11 protein-coding genes are annotated in these 14,285 nt (G+C 65.6%); 7 read left to right on the top strand and 4 right to left on the bottom strand.

The window, feature by feature from the left end; genetic code table 11:
• Nucleotides 1-3 precede the first annotated feature (3 nt).
• The 7 genes from U0034_RS05400 to U0034_RS05370 all read left to right on the top strand — a co-directional run bounded on the left by U0034_RS05400 (nucleotide 4) and on the right by U0034_RS05370 (nucleotide 9,632).
• Nucleotides 4-1,407: an undecaprenyl-phosphate glucose phosphotransferase gene (locus U0034_RS05400; protein ID WP_085224407.1), complete on the top strand. Its 1,404-nt coding sequence runs from the start codon at nucleotides 4-6 to the stop codon at nucleotides 1,405-1,407.
• Between the two features lie 92 nt (nucleotides 1,408-1,499).
• Nucleotides 1,500-2,648: a polysaccharide biosynthesis/export family protein gene (locus U0034_RS05395; protein WP_176072571.1), complete on the top strand. Its 1,149-nt coding sequence runs from the start codon at nucleotides 1,500-1,502 to the stop codon at nucleotides 2,646-2,648.
• 67 nt (nucleotides 2,649-2,715) lie between these two features.
• Nucleotides 2,716-4,959, top strand: coding sequence for a polysaccharide biosynthesis tyrosine autokinase (locus U0034_RS05390; RefSeq protein WP_085223648.1), 2,244 nt, complete (start codon nucleotides 2,716-2,718; stop codon nucleotides 4,957-4,959).
• A 96-nt stretch (nucleotides 4,960-5,055) separates the two neighbouring features.
• Nucleotides 5,056-6,174, top strand: a complete 1,119-nt coding sequence (gene gmd / locus U0034_RS05385) for a GDP-mannose 4,6-dehydratase (protein ID WP_085224411.1) — start codon at nucleotides 5,056-5,058, stop codon at nucleotides 6,172-6,174.
• A 10-nt stretch (nucleotides 6,175-6,184) separates the two neighbouring features.
• Complete coding sequence (locus U0034_RS05380) at nucleotides 6,185-7,138, top strand: GDP-L-fucose synthase family protein (RefSeq protein WP_085223650.1); 954 nt, start codon at nucleotides 6,185-6,187, stop codon at nucleotides 7,136-7,138.
• A gap of 8 nt (nucleotides 7,139-7,146) precedes the next feature.
• A complete protein-coding gene (locus U0034_RS05375; RefSeq protein WP_085224413.1) occupies nucleotides 7,147-8,334 on the top strand; it encodes a glycosyltransferase family 4 protein in 1,188 nt (395 codons plus the stop codon).
• Nucleotides 8,331-9,632, top strand: a complete 1,302-nt coding sequence (locus tag U0034_RS05370; RefSeq protein WP_085223652.1) for a glycosyltransferase WbuB — start codon at nucleotides 8,331-8,333, stop codon at nucleotides 9,630-9,632. Before U0034_RS05375 ends, U0034_RS05370 begins: the two co-directional genes overlap by 4 nt.
• A gap of 43 nt (nucleotides 9,633-9,675) precedes the next feature.
• On the opposite strand, the gene U0034_RS05365 is transcribed toward U0034_RS05370, so the two are convergent.
• From U0034_RS05365 to U0034_RS05350, 4 genes are read right to left on the bottom strand one after another with little or no spacing between them, the layout of a single operon-like run.
• Nucleotides 9,676-11,520, bottom strand: coding sequence for an ATP-binding cassette domain-containing protein (locus tag U0034_RS05365; RefSeq protein ID WP_085223654.1), 1,845 nt, complete (start codon nucleotides 11,518-11,520; stop codon nucleotides 9,676-9,678).
• Nucleotides 11,480-13,441 (bottom strand): asparagine synthase-related protein, encoded by a 1,962-nt coding sequence (locus U0034_RS05360; protein WP_139831097.1) that lies wholly within the window; start codon nucleotides 13,439-13,441, stop codon nucleotides 11,480-11,482. The genes U0034_RS05365 and U0034_RS05360 overlap by 41 nt, the downstream gene beginning before the upstream one ends.
• Nucleotides 13,402-13,908, bottom strand: coding sequence for a lasso peptide biosynthesis protein (locus U0034_RS05355; RefSeq protein WP_158243535.1), 507 nt, complete (start codon nucleotides 13,906-13,908; stop codon nucleotides 13,402-13,404). The genes U0034_RS05360 and U0034_RS05355 overlap by 40 nt, the downstream gene beginning before the upstream one ends.
• Nucleotides 13,892-14,200, bottom strand: a complete 309-nt coding sequence (locus U0034_RS05350) for a hypothetical protein (RefSeq protein ID WP_085223660.1) — start codon at nucleotides 14,198-14,200, stop codon at nucleotides 13,892-13,894. Before U0034_RS05350 ends, U0034_RS05355 begins: the two co-directional genes overlap by 17 nt.
• Nucleotides 14,201-14,285 lie beyond the last annotated feature (85 nt).

The following is a 14,285-nucleotide window of genomic DNA, read 5'->3' as shown; positions in this document are numbered from 1 at the left end:
GACATGCGTGACTTCCAAGGCTTGATCGCGCGGCTCGTCGACGTCGTGCTCATCATCGGCGCCGCGGTGCTCGCTTCGCACATGCGGTTTGCCGATTGGGCGCAGCGCGGCTTCACCGATGCGTTCGCGCTCTTTACCGCGGCGTTCGCGATGGTGCTGTTTCCGGTGTTCGGGGTGTACGAATCCTGGCGAGGCCGCTCGAAGCGGCTGCTGGCGGGGCAGGTCGCGCTCGCGTGGTTCGTCGTGCAGGCGTGCGCGCTGACCGTCATGTTCTCGCTGCGTCAGATCGATTTCGTGTCCCGGCTCTGGTTCGCTTACTGGACGGCGCTGGCAGGCGGCCTGCTGATCGCGTACCGGCTCGGCGCCCATGCCGTGCTGGCCCGGGTACGGCATGCCGGATGGAACCTGCATCAGGTCGCGCTCGTGGGGTGTGGCGCACATTGCGAAAAGATGCTGCGCCGGATCGAGGCGGCGCCCGCCACGGGTTTTCGCGCAACGGCCGTCTATCTGCCCGGGGGCGACCCGCACCATGAGGTCCCGTCTCTCGACGGCCACGATGCGCCTGTCCGCCGCTTCGACGATCTCGAAGCCTTCGCGGCCTACGTGCGCGCCAGCGACGTGCACGAAGTGTGGCTCGTGCTGCCGCTGTCGGAGGAGCGCACGATCTTGCGTGTCGTGCGCGAGTTTCGCGACGAACTCGTCAACGTCCGTTTCATGCCGGACGTGCACACGCTCGCGCTCTTCGACACGAGCGGGATCATCGATCTGCTCGGCGTGCCTGCCATCAACCTCATGGCGTCCCCGCTTTCTCCGAGCGCGCTGTTGAAAAAGGAAGCTTTCGATCGCGTCTTCGCGCTTGCGGCGCTGATCGGTCTTGCGCCCGTCATGATCGCGATCGCCATCACCGTGAAGCTATCGTCGCCTGGCCCCGTGTTTTTCCGGCAAAAGCGCAAAGGGGCCGATGGGCGGGTCTTCACGATCTACAAGTTCCGCTCGATGCGCGTGCACCAGACAACGCCCGGCGTCGTCGAGCAGGCGGTGCGGCGCGATCCGCGCGTGACGAAAGTCGGCGCGTTCCTGCGCCGCACGAGCCTCGACGAGCTGCCGCAATTCTTCAATGTGCTGCGCGGCGAGATGTCGGTGGTCGGCCCGCGTCCGCACGCGCTCGAGCACGACGATCTGTATCGGAAGGTCGTGGCGGGCTACATCCATCGCTATCGCATCAAGCCGGGCATCACGGGGTGGGCGCAGATCAACGGCTATCGCGGCGAAACCGACCGCATCGAGAAGATGGAAAGGCGGGTGGCGCACGACCTCTACTACCTCGGCAACTGGTCGTTCGCGCTCGACATGCGAATCATCGCCGCGACCGTCGTGAAGGGGCTCATGCACACGAACGCCTACTGAAAAAGCAGAGAAAACACCTCGATCGAGCCGCGCCGCGCGTGTTTCCCACGCCGATGCGACACACCAATAACCGGCACGGAGGAACCCATATCATGTGCTATTCCGACGAGCGCGTTCGCGCCTTTCTGACATTCGTTTTCATCGCGCTGGCGGGCCTGTTGTCGGCTTGCTCGATCGTGCCTGGCCAGCGCATGGTGACGCCGCCCACGGTCGACGAGACCGGCGGCGAATACAGCACCGAGCCACAGCAGAAAGTGCAGGTGCCGATCACCGACATCAATCTCGCCCTGCTTCGGCAGATGAACGCCAAGACGGCCCAGCATACGCTCGCGCCCGACGTCGCGGCGCTCTTCGGCAAGCCGTCGGCCTATACGGTCGGGCCCGGCGACGTGCTGCAGATCACCGTCTGGGACCATCCGGAACTCGCGGCGGCCCTCGGCCAACCCGCGCAGACGACGCGCGATGCCGATGCGGCCCCTGGTTTCGTCGTCGACGAGGCCGGCAACATTCAGTTTCCCTACGCGGGCACGCTGCACGTGGCGGGCGACAACGTCGATACGGTCAAGCGCAAGATCGTCGGACGCATCAGCAAGGTCTACAAGAGCCCCGAGGTGACCGTGCGCGTGGCGTCGTATCGCGCCTCGCAAGTGTACGTGGATGGCGAAGTCGGCAAGCCCGGGGCGCAGCAGATCAACGACATCGCAATGACGCTCACGCAGGCGATCGGGCGTGCCGGCGGCTTCACGGGCAACGCCGATCAGAGTCAGGTCACGCTCGTACGTGGCGGCACGAGCTACCCGCTCAACTTCGGCGAACTCGTGAAGTCGGGGCACAACCCGTCGGACATCGTGCTGAAACCGGGCGACATGGTGCGTGTGGGCTCGCGCGACGAGCACGGCGTGTACGTGATGGGCGAAGTCAACAAACCGGCCACCATCATGCCGATGCGTAATGGCAGCCTCACGCTGGCGCAGGCGCTCTCCGAGGCCGGCAGCCTCAATCCGAACACCGCCGCGGCCAAGCAGCTCTTCGTCATCCGCGATTCGACCGGCGCCAACCCGCAGATCTATCACCTCGACGCGACTTCGCCCGTATCGATGGTGCTGGCGAATCAGTTCGCACTGCAGCCCAAGGACGTCGTCTACGTCGATAACGGCGGGCTCGTGAAGTTCAACCGCGTGCTGAATCTGTTCCTGCCCGCGATCAATGCGGGGCTGACCGCGGCCATCGTCACGAAGTGACCTACCTCATCGGTTCCGACCATGCACGACGAGGCATGGCGGAACGTATCGCAAGCGAGCAACCGAAATGGCTATGAATTTCGACAACCGCTATACCGACGTTGCAGCAGCCGACGAGTTGCGACTGACCGATTATCTCCAGGCGATCGTCGGCAACTGGCGCCTCATCGCGACGATCGCACTCGTCGTCACGCTCGCCGGCACCGGCTATGCATTTTTCGCCCGTCCGGTCTACAAGGCAGATGCCGTCATTCAGGTGGAAGACGTGCAGAACGGCGAGAACGGCGGTGGCGGCAATCAGCAGCAGCCCGTCGAGCCGCTCTCTCGGATGTTCACGCGAAAGGCGACGACGGCCGCGCAAATCGAGCTGCTCAAGTCGCGTCTCGTGACCGAGGCGACGGTGCGCGAATTGCACCTCGACATCGCCGCCGAACCGCGCGCGCTGCCCGTCGCGGGGCCGCTGCTGGCCGCGCTGACCACCGGGAAGTGGGGCTTCAGGATCGAGCCGTTCATGGATCTCGGCGGGTTCGCCTGGGGCGACGAGAAGATCGACGTTGCCCGCTTCGATACGCCGCGCGCGCTCTATGGCAAGCCCTTCACGCTCGCCGCCGGCCCCTCGGGCACGTTGACGCTGAACGACCCGGACGGCGTCGCGATCGCAAGCGGGCGGGTTGGCGAGGACGTGCGCGGCGTGACCACCGCCGGCCCCGTGCTCGTCCACGTCGATCGACTCACCGCGCGCCCCGGCACGCAGTTTCGTCTCACGCGTTCGTCCACGCTCGATACCGTGGAGCGGCTGCAAAAGGCGCTGCGCGTGACGGAGACGGCGCTGCAATCGGGCGTCATCAATGTCATGCTGCAAGGCGAGCATGCGGCGCTCACAGCCGACATCGTGAACGGCATCGCGCGTCAGTTCATCAAGCAGGACGCGGACCGCCGCTCCGCCGAGGCCGAGCGAACGCTCGCATTCCTCGAGGAGCAGTTGCCGCAACTGCGGCGTGAACTCGATCAGGCGGAGCAGCGTTACAACACGTTCCGTAACAACCACGGCACCGTCGATCTCAGCGAGGAGAGCCGGCTGCTCTTGCAGCAGATCGTCGACAACAAGACGAAGCTTGCGGATTTGCAGCGTCAGCGCGCCGATCTTTCGCAGCGCTTTACCGCGAGCCATCCGGCCGTCGCGGCGCTCGACGCTCAGATCGGGCAGCTGCAAGGCGCGCAGGGGCAAATGTCGAAGAGCGTCGCGCAACTGCCCGATACGGAGCAGACCGCATTGCGGCTGCTGCGCGACGTGCGCGTGGATACGGAGCTCTATACCAACCTGCTCAACAGCGCGCAGCAGTTGCGCGTCGTGAAAGCCGGGCAGATCGGCAACGTGCGCGTGGTCGATTTCGCCGAGACGCCCGACGAGCCGGTCTGGCCGAAGCGCTACCTCGTGATCCTGATCGCATTTGGCGGCGGACTCTTCGTCGGCATCGTAGCGGCCTTCGTCAAGAAGGCACTTTACGGCGGCGTGGAGCGCGCCGACGAGATCGAGAACGCCATCGGCGTACCGGTCTTCGCGGTGGTGCCGCGCAGCGGCTTGCAGTTGCGGCTTCAGCAAAACGTGATGATGCGCCGCCAGGGGCTGCACGTGCTCGCGGCACAGTCGCCGCAGGATATCGCCGTGGAAGGAGTGCGCAGCCTGCGCACGACGCTGCAGCTTTCGCTCGATCACGCGCCGAACAACATCGTGATGGTGACCGGCTCGCGCCCCGATGCGGGCAAGTCGTTCCTGTCGGTGAACCTGGCGGCGCTCGTCGCTTCGGCCGGCAAACGCGTGCTCGTCATCGACGGCGATATGCGGCGAGGCGAGGTGCACTCGCATTTTGGCGTGCGGCATCAGCCAGGGCTCTCCGACGTGCTGCGCGGCGTCGATCCGGGCTCGGTCATTCAGCGCGAAGTGTTGCCCGGCCTCGATGTGCTGACGAAAGGGACGCTGCCGAGCCATCCGTCCGAGCTGCTGATGAGCGAGCGCTTTCGCGACTTGCTCGATGCGCTGTCGCGCCATTACGACCTCGTGATCATCGATACGCCGCCGGTGCTGGCCGTCACCGATTCGACCGTGATCGGCAAGTACGCGGGTACGACGCTGCTCGTCGTGCGCTACGGGCGGCACCCGATCTCCGAGATCAGCGAAACCGCGAAGCGGCTCGAGACGGGCGGCGTCAACCTGAAAGGGGTGCTGCTGACCGACGTTCCGCCCGCGGTGCCGATGCTGGGCGGCTCCTACAACGGCGGGTACTACGGCTACAAAAGCATTGCCGAATGAGGTGGGTGCCTCGTTGAACCATGGGAACCATGACTTGTCGCGCCGCCGCCGATGGCCGCGGGCGGCGCGGCCTCACTATCGAAAAGGGGGATGACGATGAAGCAGAAAGTCGCGTTGATTACCGGTGTCACGGGACAGGATGGCTCGTACCTCGCCGAAATGCTGCTGGACAGAGGGTATGTCGTGCATGGGCTCAAGCGTCGCACGTCGCTCTTCAATACGGACCGCATCGACCATCTGTACAAGGATCCCCATGAAGCCGACGAGCGATTTTTCCTTCATCACGGCGATCTGACCGACTCGGCCAGCATGCTGCGGGTGATCCAGCACACCGAGCCCGACGAAATCTACAACCTGGCGGCGCAAAGCCACGTCGCGGTGTCGTTCGACGAGCCCGAGTACACGGCGAATGCCGACGGGCTCGGCGCACTGCGCATTCTCGAGGCGGTCCGCATTCTCGGCATGGAAAAGAAGACGCGTTTTTATCAGGCGTCCACCTCCGAGCTCTACGGGCTCGTGCGCGAGGTACCGCAGCGCGAGACGACACCGTTCTATCCCCGCAGTCCCTACGCGGTGGCGAAGCTGTTCGCGTACTGGACGACTGTCAACTATCGGGAGGCTTATGGCATCTACGCGTGCAATGGCATCCTGTTCAATCACGAGTCACCGGTGCGAGGGGAGACCTTCGTCACGCGCAAGATCACGCGGGCGCTCGCGCGTATCGCGGTGGGGCTGCAAAAGGAGCTTTATCTGGGTAACCTTTCGGCGCTGCGCGACTGGGGGCATGCGCGCGACTACGTCGAAATGCAGTGGATGATGCTGCAACAGGACGAACCGGAAGATTTCGTCATCGCCACGGGCGAGCAGTACAGCGTGCGCGAGTTCGTGCAGCGCGCGGCCGAGGCGCTCGGCGTAACGGTGCGCTTCGAGGGCGAGGGCGTGAGCGAGGTGGGCGTGGTCGACCGGGTGATCAACCGCGAAACCCGGATGAATCCGGGCGACGTGATCGTGCGGGTCGATCCGCGCTACTTCCGGCCGACGGAAGTGGAGACGTTGCTGGGCGATCCGTCGAAGGCGCATGCGAAGCTCGGCTGGCAGCCGCGCACGAGTTTCGATGCGCTCGTGAAGGAAATGGTGCGAGCCGATTACCAGCTCGCCCGCCGCGATGCGCTCGTCAAGCTGGCCGGCTTCACGGCGCTCGAGCATCACGAATGAGGGGGCGACGATGGACAAGCAGGCACGGATCTATATCGCAGGGCATCGCGGCATGGTGGGCTCGGCGCTCGTGCGCGAATTCGAGGCGAACGGCTATGTCAACCTCGTCACGCGCACGCACGTGGAGCTCGACCTCACCGACCAGCATGCCGTGAACCGCTTTTTCGGCGGAGAAGGCATCGATGTGGTTCTGCTCGCGGCGGCGCGCGTGGGCGGAATTCTCGCCAACGCGTCGGAGCCGGCGCGCTTTCTTTACGACAACCTGGCCATCGAAACGAACGTGATCCACGCAGCCTACCGTACGCGCGTGCCGCGGCTCGTCTTCTTCGGCTCCTCATGCATCTACCCCAAGCTGTGCCCGCAGCCGATCCGCGAGGAGTATCTGTTGACGTCGGCGCTCGAGCCGACCAACGATGCCTATGCGATCGCGAAAATCGCGGGGCTCAAGATGTGCAATGCGTACAACAGCCAATACGGCACGCGTTATGTGTCGCTGATGCCGACGAATCTCTACGGCCCGAACGACAACTACGACCCGCGCGGCTCTCACGTGCTGCCCGCGCTGATCCGCAAGGCGCACGAGGCGAAGCTCGCGCATGCGCCGAGCCTGACGGTGTGGGGCACGGGCACACCGCGGCGCGAATTTCTGCACGTGGACGATCTTGCCGCGGCCACGCGCTTTTTGCTCGAGCACGGGGTGGACGAGGGCATTTACAACGTCGGCGTCGGCACCGACCTCTCGATTCGGCAACTGGCGGAGACGATCGTACGCATCGTCGGCTACGAGGGCGAACTCGTGTTCGATGCTTCCAAGCCGGACGGCACACCGCAAAAGTTGCTCGACGTATCGCGGCTTGCGCGGATGGGATGGCGCGCGGGCATCGGTCTGGAAGAGGGAATCGCCAGGACTTACGAGGATTTCGTTGCACGCCATTGCGTGCTCGAAGCCACTTCGAACGGGTGACGAAGAAGATGACATCGACCGTAACCATATTCCACAACGTCGTCTGGTCGCGGCACAAGGGCGCTGTATTCTCGGCGCTGCACCAACTTTCGGCAGCGGGCGCGATCCGCTATTCGATCGTGCAGATTGCCGATACCGAGACCGACCGCATCGGGTTTTCGAAAGTCGACTACTCGTTTCACCGCTACCCGATGCGAAAGCTGTTCGACGGCTGTTACGAGGACGTGCCGACGCGCAAAATGATCGGCCGTCTGACGTGGGAGGTACTGCGCACACAGGCCGACCTGGTCGTGCTGCCCGGCTATCACCGCCTGGAATACTGGGCGATGCTGGCGGCTTGCATCGTCACGCGAAAGCGGCGCGCCGTCTTTTGCGACTCGACGGCGCTCGATCGGCCCCGGCGGCTGCTAACGTCGGTACCCAAACGGATCTTCTTCGCGCTTTGCGACGGGTACTTCGGCTTTGGCGAGCGCAGCCGCGAGTATCTCGCGTCGCTCGGGGCGGATGAGGAGCGGATTTTCGTGCCCTGCCAGGCGGCGGCCTTGCCGCGCTCGTTTCCGCGCGAGCGCGCGCTCGACGAACGGGTTGCCGAGCGCCAGGGGCGCGAGGCCGTCTTTCTCTATGTCGGGCGCCTCTCCGAGGAAAAGGGCATCGATACGCTCTTGCAGGCGTTCGCGCAGTTGCGCACGTCCGTACCCGGCGCGACGCTGCGCATCGTCGGCACGGGGCCGATGCACGACGCGCTGAAGGGCCGGGTGGACGAGCTCGGCTTGCGCGGTACCGTTCATTTCCTCGGCAGCCTGCAGGACGAGCCGCTCTCCCGCGAGTACTTCAGGGCGAGTTGCCTCGTGCTGCCGAGCTACAGCGAACCGTGGGGACTCGTCGTGAACGAGGCGCTGAGCCACGGATGCCCGGCGGTGGTCAGCGAGCGCTGCGGATGCGTGCCGGAGCTGATCGTGGCAGGGCAAACCGGCTTTTCGTTCGAGGCGGGCAACGCCGATGCGCTCTGCGCGGCGCTGCTTGCGGCCATGCGCGAATTCGGCGATGCGAAGGCGACGGCCGGGCATTGCATGGCGACGATCTCGCGCTTCGACCCACGCTCTGCCGCGGCCAATATCGCGCGCGGTTGCGCCACGATGCTCGCCGGTCCGCGGGATGACGAGGCCGCGTCGCGCGCCAAGCGGCAGCCGCAATGAAGCTGCTCGTCTATGGTCTCAACTACGCGCCGGAACTGACGGGCACGGGCAAGTACACGGCCGAGATGGCCGAGGGCCTCGCCGCCCGCGGCCATGAGGTACGCGTTGTCACGGCGCCGCCGTATTACCCGGAATGGCGTGTGGCTTCCGGTTGGTCCGCGTGGCGCTACCGGCGCGAGGTGCGCGACGGCGTGACGGTCTGGCGCGCGCCGCTTTGGGTGCCGGCGCGCCCGGGCGGCCTCGCACGGCTCGTTCATCTGGCTTCGTTCGCATGTACGTCGATTGCGCCGATGGCGGCGCAATGGCGGTGGCGGCCCGACGTCGTGATGGGGATTGCGCCGACGCTGCTTTGCGCGCCGGCGGCGCTCGCGCTCGCGCATGCGTGCGGCGCGGCGTCGTGGCTGCATGTCCAGGATTTCGAAGTGGATGCGGCGTTCGGGCTCGGGCTCATCGACGGCGCCGGCGCGGCACGCCTCGCGCGCGGTGTCGAGCGGGCGTTGATCACGCGCTTCGACGTCGTTTCGTCGATTTCGTCGAAGATGGTCGAGCGGTTGGTGCGGCTGGGCGTCGACGCAGGGAAAGCGTTCAACTTGCCGAATTGGGTCGATGGAAAGGCCATTCATCCGCTCGGCCGGCCCAGCGCTTTCCGACGCATGCTGTCGATTGCCGACGATGCGCGGGTCGTGCTCTACGCGGGGAACATGGGCAAGAAGCAGGGGCTCGAGCATCTGGCGCAGGCGGCGGCGCTGCTCGCGGCGCGGGGCGACCTGTGCTTCGTCTTTTGCGGCGAGGGGCCGACGAAGGCGGCGCTCGTCGAGCGTTGTGCCGGTTTGCCGAATTGCCGTTTCATCGGCTTGCAGCCGGCGGAGCAACTGAACGAATTGCTCAATTTGGCCGATGTCCATGCGTTGCCGCAGCGCGCGGACGCCGCCGATCTCGTGATGCCGTCGAAACTGACGGGCATGATGGCGAGCGGCAAGGCGATCGTCGCGATGGCGCGCCCGGGCACCGAGCTTTACGATGTGGTGACCTCGCGCGGGCTCGTCGTCGAGCCGGACGATGCACAGGCGCTGGCGTCGGCGATTGCCGCGTTGGCGGACGACGCGCCGAAACGAGCGGAGCTCGGCGCAGCCGCGCGGCGCTTCGCGCAGGCGACGCTCGCACCGCAGGCCGTGCTCGATCGTTTGGAGTCCAGGCTCGCGGCGTGCCGCACTACCGCGCCTGCGGAGGCGGGCGCCCCCGATGGGAGGTTGCGGGCGAGGCGCTCGCGCACGGGGGCCGGGCGGCGCGTGGAATAGGTGCGAGCGTCCGCGCTGCGTACAGACGTGCCTACCGATTTGCCTACCGATAAAACTGGGCCTGCGCGGCAAACATCCGCGCGTACCTTCCTTGCTTGGCCATGAGTGCGTCGTGCGAGCCTTGCTCGACGATGCGGCCATGCTCGAGCACGACGATCCGGTCGACGAATCGGGTGAGTGCGAGCCGATGGCTGACGATGAGCGCCGTCTTGCCGCGAACGGTTTCGAGAATCCGATGCATGATTTGCGCTTCCGATTCGGGATCGAGCGCGGAGGTGGGCTCGTCGAACACGAAGAGATTCGCTTCGGCCGCATGCGCGAGCGCGCGTGCGATGGCGAGCCGCTGCCATTGGCCACCCGAGAGATCGGCGCCGCCCTCTATTTCCGAGGTGAGCGGCATGTCGGTCTTCGAGACGAGCGAGTCGAGGCCCACGGCGCGCAGCGGCGCAGCCACGCGTTCGTCGTGCGCGCCTGCGCCGGCGGGCAGCGCGAGGTTGTCCACCGGCGTAAGCGGAAAACGGGCGAAATCCTGGAACACGGCGACGACGCGTGGCGCTTTGCGTCGTGCATTGTCTCCCGCTTCGTGCCGGGCACGCCATGTCATCGCACCCGACGATGGTGCGTAGAGCCCGCAGACGAGCTTCATGAGGCTCGTTTTTCCGGCGCCGTTTTCGCCGACGATGGCGACCGTTTCGCCGCGGCGCAGATCGAGGTCGATGTGTTCGAGCGCGGGCTCCGATGCGTTGCCGTAGCGGAACGTCACGTCTCGTAGTACGAGTTCCGCGTTGTCCGGTAGGGTGGCCCGATCGGCGGCGGCCGGGGCGTGCGGGATGTCCGACGTGCCCGATATGCGGGAACCCGCTTCGGCGCGGCGCGCGAGCAAGGTGCGATACGGCTCGATCGCATACGAGACGCCGAGCAGATCGCCGAGGTTGTAGACAACGGCCGCGAGCCCGTCGCGCAGTTGCGTGAGCGCGCCGAAGAAGACGACGAGATCGGCCACGCCGTGCCGCCCGGAGGCGAATCCGCGCGCGATTGCGAAGAGCGGCAAAGCAAGGCATGCGCTCGTGACGACAGCCGCCGCGGCGAGACGCCATGCATTGCGCGCGCGCACGTGCGTGGCTTGCGACAGGTAGGTTTCATAGCGCGCGCGCCATCGCTCGAGCAAGCGATCGTGCATCCGATAGATGCGCAGATCCTTGGCGAACTCGGGTTGCATCAGCACGCGCTCGAAAATGCGCAGTGCGTTGAACGTCGAAGCATGATGTGCCTGAACGTCCCAACTGGCTCGCTCGGCACGCGCGCGCAGGATCATCGCGGGTATGGTGCCGGCGAGCATGACGGCCGGCATCCACCAGGCAATAGCGCCCGTGAGCGCGACGACGGGCACGATCGTGACGACACCGAGAAACACGGCATGCAGATGGTCTACCAGGTCGCCGAGGTCGTCGCCGGCTTTCGCGGCCAGGACGGCCGTTTCGCGCAGCGCGGCGTCTTCGTGAACGACGAGCGTGGGGAACGTGGCGACCGCACGGCTCACGTCGGCTTTCATGGTCATGCGAACGCGATCGCGCAGCGTATCGAGCACGAAGCCCGTGACCGAAGTAAGGCATTCCTGAAAGCCGTTGAGCAGCACGTAGAGGGCGAGCAGCGCGGCAACGGCCGCGAGAGGTCGGCCGGCCGCGAGTTGCTCGACGAGCCTGGCGCCCGCATACACGAGGGCGGCCGGCACGAGGCCGCCCAATAGATTGGCGGCAACGGCGCCATGGAAGGCGCTTGGGGAGGCGCGCCGCAGCAGGCGCAGCGCGTCGCCGAGGCGAGCGAGAAAGACGGTGGCAGGCATTGGATCAGGCGAGAGCGCGTAACGGACGAAAAGCGAGTTGGGCATCGATCTCGGCGCGGGTGCCGCAAAACCTGCGCAGCCACACCTCGAGATCGCAGACGCCGCGGATGTAGTGATAGTTGATCCCGAGGTTCGCGTTCGGATCCTCAGTGGCCGCGATGTAGGCGCACAGATGCCGGCGGAATGTCTTCTGATCGACGAGGCCCCACTGCTCGAGCAGCATCGGCTGCGCGGCCAGTGCGTAAAGCGCACGGCCGCTGTTGTGAAACATGCGGCGCGCCATGCCGGCATAGCTCGTCTTGTGCGTCTTCGCGCAGACAGCGGGCGGCAGCTCGTGCCGGTAGGCAAGCCGGGCGAGCATCTTTGCGCTGGCATAAGGATTCGCGCGGTCGAGTTCGAAGTAGTCGTGATGCATATGCGGCGGGCAACTGAGTGCAAACGCCATCATGCGCGGATCGAGGAACGGATGCGAGTTCAGGCACTGCACGTTAAGGGTATCGAAATACGATGCGCGTGGGAACAGCATCCCGTGCATGTAGCGGTGGGCGACATAGCGGAAGCGCCGGGGCGCGAACGACGGCGGCCGGTCCGTTCGCCCGTGCCCGCGCTCGGACCTGAACTGAGACTCGGCTTCACGCAGTGCGGGCATCAGATAGCCGGGCAGCGACGCGCGCGCATCGCTGCGCGCCTCGGCGCGCAGCGCGCGATGGCCGAAGTACGGGAGGGCGGCCTCGAGCAGCTTGCGGCAATACGCGCGCGAGCCGGGACGCAGGCCTAGGTGCCGGGACAAATAGCGATGCACGCCGGCCATGCCGTCGCTTTCGCGTATGCCGTCGACGATGAACTCGTGCATCGCTTCGCCGAGCACGACGTCTCCGCCTTCGCCCGTCATGACGAGCGAGATGCCGCGTTGTCGAAGGGCGGCCGCACAGGCTTCCTTGACGAGCGGGTTCGCCGCCGAATCGGGGCCATCGACATAGGCGCTCGCGTCGTCGATCGTCGGCAGGCGCAAAATGCCGTCCGCGTAGACGATCCGGTGCGGAAGGTCGCATGCCTCGAAGAGCGAGGTGACAAGTTTGTCGTCCTGGCTCATGACGAGATGCGGATCGTCGAATGCCACGCTGACGCAAAACGGCGGACTGGCGCCGGCCGATAGCGCGGCACCAAGCACCGCACTCGAATCGATGCCGCCGCTCAGCAGGAGGCCGGTCGGGCTCGCCGCCATGCGGTCGCGTACGCATTGTCCGAAGACTTCCTTGAATGCCTCGACGTAATCCTGGCGCGTGGAAGCCACGCGTACGGCGTGCGGCAGCGCGGCCCCGGGCGGGCGCCGGACGATTTCATGCGAGCGTCCGTCCCGGGCGATTTCGAGTGCCGCCCCGGGCTCGAGCTTGCGTACCGAGGAGAAGAAAGTCGCGCCGTTGCCGAGCTCGTTTTCGTTGACCATCACCGTGTGTGTGAGAAACTCGCGGCAGGCGCGGCGGTCGATCGCAACGGCCATATCCGGGGCGGCCAGCACAAGGCGCAGATCGTTGGCGACGATCCAGCGGCCCTGCTCGCCTTGCCGATAGTAGACAGGGTGCGTGGCATAGTGGTCCGTCGCCGCCGTGGCGCCTTGCGCGCCGATGGCGGCGTAGCTGAATTCGCCCACGGCGGCGGCGGCCAGCGGATCGACGACGAGTGCATCGTCGCGCAGCGCCGAGTGGATGCGATCGAGGCAGGGGTCCCGCAGCCATCCGCTGTAGACCGCGTTGCCGCTCAGCGGTTCGGGCGCGGCCGGAGGGCAGCGGCGGGGTGCCAGCTCGAGATCGATTTCGAGCAGGCGTGCCCAGTCCAGATCCTTGCGGCGGACGCGCCGCACGTCGACCTCGCGCAGCAGCGACACGACTTTGTCGATGTAGCCTTGTGCTTCGGCCGCCTCGTAGTTCACAAGCAGCGTCCAGAATCGCACGTTTTCCTCATCCACGATTGAAGAGCCGTTTCAGCATCGAGTCGTTTGACGACTTTGAAATCGTCGATGCATACGCGGCCCGGATTGATGACAGAAGCCTGCGGGGCATCGCCGAGCTCGACCCACGCGTGGCCGACCATCTTGGCATCCTGCCGCTTGACGCCGATGGCGATACGCGCTGGCACGCCGCGCGCAAGCGCGACGAGTTGCACGGCGATGCTGGCCGAGTAGCACGACGCGTAGCTCCATTCCTTGTCGTCGAGCGCGTAGATGTAGTCGCAGATGTCGGTCAGATAGCGCAGGCTGGCCCTGTCGCACACCGCGGGGTGACTGCGGGGCGCGCCGAACTCGCCCAGCACGAGCCCGGGCAATACCGACTTGCAGATGCCGAGATACGCTTCGTCGACGGGACGCTCGACGAGCAGCGTGCGAATGAGTGCGTGCAGCAGGAAGATCAGCCGCTCTTCATCGCGCGTGCTCATGCAGTACTCCCAATTCGAGCAGCACACGGATGGCATCGCGGATCAGTTCGATGTCGGTTGGGGTCAGCGCGCGGCTCGCGCCGAGGTTGAGACGAATGTCGCGCTCGGTCAGCGGGCTTTGAGCCTCGGCCATTGCATCGAAGACGAGGCGTGCCGCGCCGCCGATGCCAAAGTAGGCCTGCTTGGACGGACTGAATACGATCAACTCTTCGTCGAGCACGAAGTAATCCTCCGTATTGATCGACAGTGCGCCGTCGCTATATTCGGTGTATTCGATAGATGCGCCATTCATAATTCATCTCCACGGTGAGAGGCGATCGAGAGGGCGATACGAAAAGGGCGAATATCGCCCTCCCGTGCCGCTACCGGGTCAAAGC

The organism is Trinickia caryophylli, from assembly GCF_034424545.1.
Lineage (GTDB): Bacteria > Pseudomonadota > Gammaproteobacteria > Burkholderiales > Burkholderiaceae > Trinickia > Trinickia caryophylli.
Note: the sequence above shows the minus strand (reverse complement) of the source record. Positions and strands in the feature narration are given on the sequence as shown.

Excerpts from the sequence above, each read along its gene's own strand:
- U0034_RS05400 (WP_085224407.1), top strand. The coding sequence starts at position 4 with ATGCGTGACTTCCAAGGCTTGATCGCGCGGCTCGTCGACGTCGTGCTC.
- U0034_RS05395 (WP_176072571.1), top strand. The coding sequence starts at position 1,500 with ATGTGCTATTCCGACGAGCGCGTTCGCGCCTTTCTGACATTCGTTTTC.
- U0034_RS05390 (WP_085223648.1), top strand. The coding sequence starts at position 2,716 with ATGGCTATGAATTTCGACAACCGCTATACCGACGTTGCAGCAGCCGAC.
- gmd (WP_085224411.1), top strand. The coding sequence starts at position 5,056 with ATGAAGCAGAAAGTCGCGTTGATTACCGGTGTCACGGGACAGGATGGC.
- U0034_RS05380 (WP_085223650.1), top strand. The coding sequence starts at position 6,185 with ATGGACAAGCAGGCACGGATCTATATCGCAGGGCATCGCGGCATGGTG.
- U0034_RS05375 (WP_085224413.1), top strand. The coding sequence starts at position 7,147 with ATGACATCGACCGTAACCATATTCCACAACGTCGTCTGGTCGCGGCAC.
- U0034_RS05370 (WP_085223652.1), top strand. The coding sequence starts at position 8,331 with ATGAAGCTGCTCGTCTATGGTCTCAACTACGCGCCGGAACTGACGGGC.
- U0034_RS05365 (WP_085223654.1), bottom strand. The coding sequence starts at position 11,520 with ATGCCCAACTCGCTTTTCGTCCGTTACGCGCTCTCGCCTGATCCAATG.
- U0034_RS05355 (WP_158243535.1), bottom strand. The coding sequence starts at position 13,908 with ATGAGCACGCGCGATGAAGAGCGGCTGATCTTCCTGCTGCACGCACTC.
- U0034_RS05350 (WP_085223660.1), bottom strand. The coding sequence starts at position 14,200 with ATGAATGGCGCATCTATCGAATACACCGAATATAGCGACGGCGCACTG.